Annotated in this window: 6 protein-coding genes; all 6 read left to right on the forward strand. The window is 73.3% G+C overall.

The window, feature by feature from the left end; genetic code table 11:
* Positions 1-171 precede the first annotated feature (171 nt).
* Complete coding sequence (locus ABZ749_RS25005) at positions 172-1,338, forward strand: glycosyltransferase (RefSeq protein WP_357231831.1); 1,167 nt, start codon at positions 172-174, stop codon at positions 1,336-1,338.
* A complete protein-coding gene (locus ABZ749_RS25010; RefSeq protein ID WP_357231834.1) occupies positions 1,335-2,651 on the forward strand; it encodes a hypothetical protein in 1,317 nt (438 codons plus the stop codon). The genes ABZ749_RS25005 and ABZ749_RS25010 overlap by 4 nt, the downstream gene beginning before the upstream one ends.
* Entirely contained in the window at positions 2,648-3,595 is a 948-nt protein-coding gene (locus tag ABZ749_RS25015) for a glycosyltransferase family 2 protein (protein WP_357231837.1), read from the forward strand. The genes ABZ749_RS25010 and ABZ749_RS25015 overlap by 4 nt, the downstream gene beginning before the upstream one ends.
* A complete protein-coding gene (locus ABZ749_RS25020) occupies positions 3,595-4,794 on the forward strand; it encodes a glycosyltransferase (RefSeq protein ID WP_357231840.1) in 1,200 nt (399 codons plus the stop codon). The genes ABZ749_RS25015 and ABZ749_RS25020 overlap by 1 nt, the downstream gene beginning before the upstream one ends.
* Positions 4,794-6,803 carry a hypothetical protein gene (locus tag ABZ749_RS25025; RefSeq protein ID WP_357231843.1) on the forward strand — a complete coding sequence of 670 codons (2,010 nt, stop codon included), beginning with the start codon at positions 4,794-4,796 and terminating at the stop codon, positions 6,801-6,803. The genes ABZ749_RS25020 and ABZ749_RS25025 overlap by 1 nt, the downstream gene beginning before the upstream one ends.
* 87 nt (positions 6,804-6,890) lie before the next feature.
* A partial coding sequence (locus ABZ749_RS25030) for a TylF/MycF/NovP-related O-methyltransferase (RefSeq protein WP_357231846.1) occupies positions 6,891-7,485 on the forward strand: 595 nt, incomplete at its 3' end.

The raw sequence follows: 7,485 nt of genomic DNA on the forward strand, positions 1-7,485 counted from the left end.
ACTGGATCAACCGGCGGATCGCGGCCGGCGCGCTGCGTGGCTGGCTCGACCGGCACGCGGGCGCCCGACTGCTGCGACTCGACGACGAGCGCGCCCGCCCGGTGCTCGGCCGCCTCGGCGAGGACGAGTTGCTGCCCGCCGGAGCGCCACGGCCGATGGAACGGTCCGGCCGTGGCTGAGCACACCAGCACCCTGCAACCGGCGACCGCGGCGGTCGTGCCGCCCGCCGACGGCGACCGCGACTGGGTGGTCATCTTCAGCGGCACGCAGTGGGCGAACGGCGCCCACCGGCAGCACGCGCTGGCCCACGAGCTGGCCGTCGACCACCGGGTGCTCTTCGTCGACCCGGCCGGGCACCTCCCGCGCTGGCGGGTCCACGTCCGGGAGGTGGCCGACGGCCTGTGGCAGTGCGCCGGGCCGGCGCTGCTGCCGTTCGGTAGGCACCTGCCTCCGGTCAACCGGGTCAACCGCTGGCTCGCCGCGCGGGTGCTGCGCCGCTGGTTCCGGCGGCGGGAGGCATCCGTACGACTGCTCTGGCTGGACGAGGACCTGGCCGCGCCGGTCGCCGCCCGGCTGGACGCGTCCGCCGTCGTCTACGACGCCACCGACCTGGACTGGACGTTCACCCGCCCCTGGAACCGTTGGCATCTGCGCCGCGCGCTGCGCTCCGCCGTCGGCGCCGCCGACCTCGTCCTCGCCTCGTCCACCGCGCTACCCGACCGGATGCCCACCTCCGACCCGGCACCGGTGGTCCTGGCGAACGGATGCGACCCGGACCGCTTCTCGCCGGACGGCCCGGTCGCACCCTGGTTGCTCGGCCTGCGCCGACCACTGATCGGCTACAGCGGGGCGGTCGACACCCGGGCCTTCGACGCGGACCTGGTCGCGTCGGTGGCGCGGGCCCACCCGGAGTGGACGTTCGTGTTGGTCGGCCCGTCCACCCGGGCCGGCCGTGCCCCGCTCGCCGGACTGTCCAACGTGGTGCTTGTCGACGCCGTCCGCTTCGCGGACGTGCCGGGCATCCTGCGGGCCTGCGACGTCACCATGATCCCCTACCGGGTTGGTGGGCTGATCGACTACGTGCACCCGAAGAAGTGCTACGAATACCTGGCCCTCGGCAAGCCCGTCGTCGCGACGCCGCTGCCGGCGCTGCGGTCCCTGGGCGACACCATCGCCCTCGCCGGTGACCCGGCGAGCTTCGCCGCGGCGCTGGGCGATGCGCTGGACCGCGCCGGCGCGCCCGACGACGCCGCCCGACGCCGAGAGGTCGCCACCCGCAACAGCTGGTCGGCGCGGGGCGTCCAGCTGCGTTCCCTGTTGGCGGGGTTGCCGCGATGAGAGTGCCCATCGTCGCGCCCGGTGTGGTGCTCGTCGGCGCCGCGCTGGGCGGTGTGGTGACAGTGGTGACCCTGCTGCCCGGGCCGGTCGGCCTGGCCGCCGCCGTCGGAGTGCTGTGTTTCGGCGCGTTTCTGCTCTGGCCCTGGGCCGTGCTGCCGGTCGGCATCATCGGCGGCGCCGTGGTGGGTGCTGTGCTCAGCGGCGGCGACGTGCGCGGCTACATCGCGGTGAAGGTGCTGCTGCTGGCCGCCGGCGGCGCCGCCCTGGCCACCCGCCACTGGCTCGGGGCGGAGCGGGGCATCAGGCGTACCGCCGCCGACGTGGGGATGCTGGTCCTGGTCGGGTTGACCGTCGTGGCGGCCACCTACGGCCTGGCCGTCGGCAACCTCCCGGCGGAGGTGCTGGTCGCCGCGTACCAGGTGGCCACGATCCCGGTGTACTTCTTCGTCGCCACCCACACCCTCACCACACCCCGTCGGATCCTGGCCGCCGGCATCCTGTACGTGGTGCTGGCGGGGGCCTTCACCGCCATCTCGGTGACGGCACCCGGGCGCCACGGCGGGCTCATCACCCTCATGGCCATCCCCGCGCTGATCTGGATCGCCGGTCGGGTGCGGGGTTGGCGTCGAGCCGGTGCCCTCCTGCTCGGCGGGTTCTTCGCCGTCGACGTGCTCCTCGCGTCGTACCGGGGGATCTGGCTCGCCGCGGCACTGACCGGGCTGATCATGCTGGTTCGCGGTGGTCGCACGGTCCGCACCGGCCTGACCGCGACCGCGGCGGCGGCGGTCGGGGTGGCCGCGATCCTGGCCCTGCAACCGGGGGTACGAGAGCGCGCCACGGAGATCACCAAGGGGTTCGAGCAGTCCGCCGGTTACCGGGGGGTGGAGTCCGAGGTTGGCCTGGGCGTCTTCGCCGACCAGCCGTTGGTCGGGGCCGGCCTCGGACAGACCACGCCGGACATCTACCTGTCCGGCTTCACCTTCACCGACGTTGGGCCGGTGTACCACGCCTTCTACGTGACGGTGCTGGCCAACCTCGGGCTGGTCGGCCTCCTGCTGGTCCTCTGGCCGATCCTGCGCAGTATCCGCGTCGGCCTGCGCAGCCGGGACGGGATCGCGCTGCCGTTCGCGGCGCTGTGCTGCGGTTTCCTGGCCGCCGCCCTCTTCGCGGCGCCGACCGACGGGCACTGGGAGCTGGGCCTGTTGCCGGCGCTGACCCTCCTCACAGCACACCACGAGGGGGCGCGGCTACGGCGAACCGCCCGGCCGCCGCTGCTGCGCGGCGTCCTGAACCGAACGGGTGTGGCGGCATGAGCGCGGCCGACGCCACCGCGGTGGTGGTCACCCACAACTCGGCGGGACAGATCGTCGCCGCCCTGAGCGCGCTGCGGCAGGCGCAGGTGCCGGTGCGGTTGGTGGACAACGCCTCCACCGACGGCACTGTCGACCTCGTCCGACGCCGATTCCCCGAGGTGACGGTCCTCGCCAGCCCCACCAACACCGGGTTCGCCACCGCCGTGAACCGGGCCGCGGCCGGGGTCGACACCGACGTCGTGCTCCTGGTCAACCCGGACTGCGTGGTCACCCCCGGCGCGGTGGCGGAACTGGTCCGGGTGCTACGCGACCGACCGTCGGTGGGCATCGCGGGGCCACGGCTCACCGACGCGCACGGCCGGGTCGCGATCAGCGCCCACCGCTTCGAATCCCTCGGCACGGTGCTGGCCAGCCGGTTCGGTGGGTCGCTGGTGCCGGTCTCGCTGCGCCGGCTGCTCAGCGGTCGGCAGCGCCGGGCCGCGTACGACGCCTGTGTGCGCGGGGCGCAGCCGGTGGCTGTGGACTGGCTCTCCGGTGCCTGCCTGGCGGTACGTCGCGACCTGTTCCTGGCGATCGGCGGCCTCGACGAGGGCTACTTCCTGTACTACGAGGACGAGGAGTTGTGCCTCCAGGCGGCCCGACATGGCGCCCAGGTGTTGTACGTGCCCTCGGTGACCGCCGTGCACACCGGCGGGGCGAGCAGCTCCGACCCGGCCTGGATCTGGCCCCACCTGTACCGCAGCATGCTGCGGTTCTTCGCCCGCCACCGCGCCGGCACCCTGCGCGCGGTACGCGGCGTGGTGCTGCTGCGGGCACTGATCGGCATCGGACTGGCCGGGGCGCGGATGCCAGTGCAACCCCGGGCCGGGACGGCCCGGCTGCGCGCCTGGACCCGCGTCGGCCGAATCGCCGTCACCCGACCTGAAACGAGAGGAGGAGCGTGATGCACGTCCTGACAACTGTCGTCGGCAAGCGCACCGAACACTGGACGGACCTGTTCGACGTCCTGTGCGAACAGCCGGACGTCACCCTCACGGTGCTCGCCGCGGACGTGTCCCCGGCGACCCGACGCGAACTGGCCCGGCTGGCCCGTCGACACCACCGGCTGCGGTACCACGTCGTCCCGCACCTGCTCGGCGAGTCGCTGACCGGGCACATGGCCTCGGTGCTGTTCCGGCTGCCCGGCCAGCACGACGTGACCACCGCCCGCCCGGACATCCTGCACGTCATCGGCGAGGCCGCGTACCTCACCACCTGGCAGGCGCTGCGGCTGCGTCAACGCTGCTGGGCCGGGGTGCCCACCACGTTGTACGCAGCGCAGAACGTGGTCACCCGCTTTCCGGTGCCGTTCCCCCGGATCGAGCGACAGTCCTACCTCTCCGTCGACCACGCCTTCCCGATCACACCAGCGGCGCTGAATGTGCTGCGGATCAAGGGTTACCGGGGCCCGGCCACGATCGTGCCGCTCGGCGTGGACACCCGGATGTTCCGGCCGCTGCCCACCGATCCGGTCGCGCGCCCGTTCACTGTCGGGTTCGTCGGGCGGTTCGAGCCGCACAAGGGCGTGGTCGACCTGCTACGAGCCGCCGAGCTGATCGACTGCGACGTGTCGCTGGTCGGGGAGGGCAGCCTCGGCGCCGAAATCGAACGGGCCGCCGCGCGCCGACCGGGCCGGGTGCACCGGCACGGCTGGGCCGGGCACGCCGAGTTGCCCACGCTGCTGAACGACATGGACGTGTTGGCGATGCCATCGATCGAGGTGGTGCAGCGCAACACCCTGCCGTGGATCGGTATCCCGCTGCGCGAGCAGTTCGGCCGGGTGCTGGTCGAGGCGATGGCCTGTGGCGTACCCGTCGTGGGCAGCGACGTCGGCGAGATCCCCTACGTGGTGGGCGACGCCGGTCTCGTCTTTCCCGCCGGCGACGTCTCCGCGCTCGCCGCCCGCCTCGCGCGGCTGCGCGACGACCCGGCGCTCTCCGGCCAGTTGGCCAACCGTGGGTTGGCCCGCGCCGGCGCCGAGTTCGGCTGGGACCGGATCGCCGAAACACTCTGCACGACCTGGCGCGGACTGCGGTCCCCGGCCCGGTCGCTGCGCACATCGCCCGCCGAGGCCGGGCACCCAACCAGAGAGGCGATCGCCTGATGAGCGCGTCGATAGATGTCAAGGGCCTGCTCGGTGCCTCCTGGCGCCGGGTGGGCGTACCGCTGCTCGGCCTGTGCGCGGGCCTGGCCGCCGCCCAGGGAGTGACCCAGCTCCTCCCTGCGCGCTACGAGGCGGAGGCCTCGGTGCTGGTCAGCGCCGAGCAGACCAACGAGGACAGACCGGCGGATCTGGCCCTCGCGCAGAACCTCACGCCCACCATCGCCCGACTGGTCGGGTCCCGGGAGGTCGCGCTGGAAGCGGCGCGTTCACTGCAACTTCCCGAGCGGGCCGTGCTCGGTCACGTCAGCGGCGAGTACGAACTGGGCCTCCAGATCATCACCGTGCACGCGAGCGCCGGCACCGGCACGCAGGCCGCCGCGATCGCGAACGCCGCCTCCCGCGCCGTCAGTCAACAGCTGGGCCGGCTGGACATGGGCGGTTCCACCAGCATCAACGCACGGGTTCTCGACACCGCCAGCCCGCCGGCCCGGCCGGCCTTCCCGAGGCCGCTGCTGAACGGCGTGCTCGGAGCCCTGGCCGGGCTGCTGGCCGGTTGGGGCGCGACCATGCTGCGCGACCGGTTCGACAGCCGGCTGCGCGACATCGGCCAGATCGAGGCGCGCCTGGGCCTGCCGGTGGTCGGGGTGCTGCCGAAGCTGCCGCGCCGCTTCGCCCGCCATCACGCCGCCGCGCTGTACGCCCGCACCAACGTCGCCGACGCGGTGCGCGCCACGATCTCGACGCTCAGTGTGCTCACCGCTCCCCTGCCCCGTCGTCGGCTGCTGGTGACCAGCGCGCACGATGACGACGGCAAGGCGTTGGTGACCGCCCTGCTCGGTCTCGGCATGGCCGATGAGCACTGTCGGGCCACGCTGGTGGACGGGGCGGTACGGGACCCGGTGCTGTCGGGACACTTCCCGGAGGCGCCGCACACCTGGCAGCAGGTGCTGGCCCAGAAGTGTCCGCCGGTGCGCCTGGTCGACTTCCCCACCCTGACCGTGCTGCCGGCCGAGCCCCGCGAGGGCGCCGACACGGAGGCCCTGCACGAGCTGGGCGGCCTGCTCAACGCGCTGGGCGAGGACGAGGACTGCGTGATCGTCCACGCGCCGCCGATCCTGGCCGGACGGGAGATCTCGGCGTTCGCCCAGCACGCGGACGGCGTGCTGCTGGTCGTCCGCGCCGGCCGGACGAACCTGGACGACAGCACTCGGGCGGCCCGGCTCGTGCAACAGCTCGGGCTGCCGCTGGCGGGTGTCGTGGTGATCGGAGCGGTGCCCCGACCGGATCACCGGTCGAGCAGCGAGCAACCGGCCCTGGTGCCGGGCGCGGCCCAGGATGCCCTGGCGCTGCCGGCAACGAAGGCGGGCGCGCAGGGCGCGGTCATCCGTGAGCTGGTCAGCGCTCTGGTCGAGGACAAGTCCGGGCCGCCCGGACGGCACCGCCGACAGAGCTCGGGTGAGTCGGCCCCGGCCGGCAGGACCGTCGAGGGTAGGACGGTCGAGGGCACGACGGTCGAGCGCACGACGGTCGAGCGCACGCCGGTCGCAAGCGCGACGGCTGGCAGCGTGCCGGTCGAGCGTCAACCGGTCGAGAGCGCCGGGGGCGGCGTCGTGGCGCCCCCGGAGGCGCAGGCCGAGCCGACCCGGATCGAGGATGCCATCACCCAGCCGAATCCGGTGGTGACGGATGCCCCGGACCGGCCCGAGCAGGTGCCGACGCCCACCGTCCAGCCCGAGCCCGCGGCTCCGGCCTGGGGTGGCTCCCCCGCCGTGGCGGGTGTTCTCGGCCGACCGTTGGCCCGGCCCGAGACGGTCTGGCGGTCACCGGTGGTGGAGGCAGCGCTGCCGGAGCCTTCCCCGAACGCCCCGGCGGCCGACCAGACGGACCACTGGCCGGCCTTCGGGCAGGAGTTTCTGGCCGCCGGGCGGCCGAGCGCGGAACGACCCTCCACCGGGCCCATCGTGCTGCGACGGGCGGTAGCCGTCGGCGACGCAGATCGCTGGGGCTGACGACGGCCGGAGCGACGGCCGGCGGCACGCCCACGACAGGCGGCCCGCCCAGCTGGCTACAAACGACACTGAGAAGGAGACAGGCCGATGAGTGAGATGTTGATACCCACACAGGCGTCCGAGCCGTCGCTGGACGACCCCCGCGCCCTCTACTGCGATCTGCTCAAGAAGGCGTTGACCCGCTATGTCTTCCGCGAGACGTGGATGCCCTATCACCCACGTCAGGGCTCCCTGCACGGCCGGATCCTTCAGCACGGCCGGCACCTGCTGCGACGTAAGGGCCTGGAGCTGGTGCTCCAGTTCCCGTTCGACGCGGAGGCGCGGGCCACCGGCCGGGACTGGCCGCCGGAGGCCGAGACCATGATCGGGCTGCGGCGGCTGGACAACCTGGAGCGATGCGTCAAGGACGTGTTGGAGCGGGGTGTGCCCGGTGACCTGATCGAGACCGGTGTGTGGCGGGGCGGGGCGGTCATCTTCATGCGCGGGATGCTGCGCGCCTACGGCGACCGGGACCGGACGGTGTGGGTCGCGGACTCGTTCCGCGGCCTGCCGAAGCCGGCTCCCCACCGGGTCGAGGACGTCGAGGACGCGCTCTGGCAGGTGCCCTTCCTGGCGGTGTCGTTGGAGCAGGTGAAGGCGAACTTCGAACGGTACGGGCTACTCGACGGCCAGGTCCGGTTCC

It is taken from the genome of Micromonospora sp. NPDC047753 (genome assembly GCF_040642735.1).
GTDB lineage: Bacteria > Actinomycetota > Actinomycetes > Mycobacteriales > Micromonosporaceae > Micromonospora.

Excerpts from the sequence above, each read along its gene's own strand:
- ABZ749_RS25015 (WP_357231837.1), top strand. The coding sequence starts at position 2,648 with ATGAGCGCGGCCGACGCCACCGCGGTGGTGGTCACCCACAACTCGGCG.
- ABZ749_RS25025 (WP_357231843.1), top strand. The coding sequence starts at position 4,794 with ATGAGCGCGTCGATAGATGTCAAGGGCCTGCTCGGTGCCTCCTGGCGC.
- ABZ749_RS25010 (WP_357231834.1), top strand. The coding sequence starts at position 1,335 with ATGAGAGTGCCCATCGTCGCGCCCGGTGTGGTGCTCGTCGGCGCCGCG.
- ABZ749_RS25020 (WP_357231840.1), top strand. The coding sequence starts at position 3,595 with ATGCACGTCCTGACAACTGTCGTCGGCAAGCGCACCGAACACTGGACG.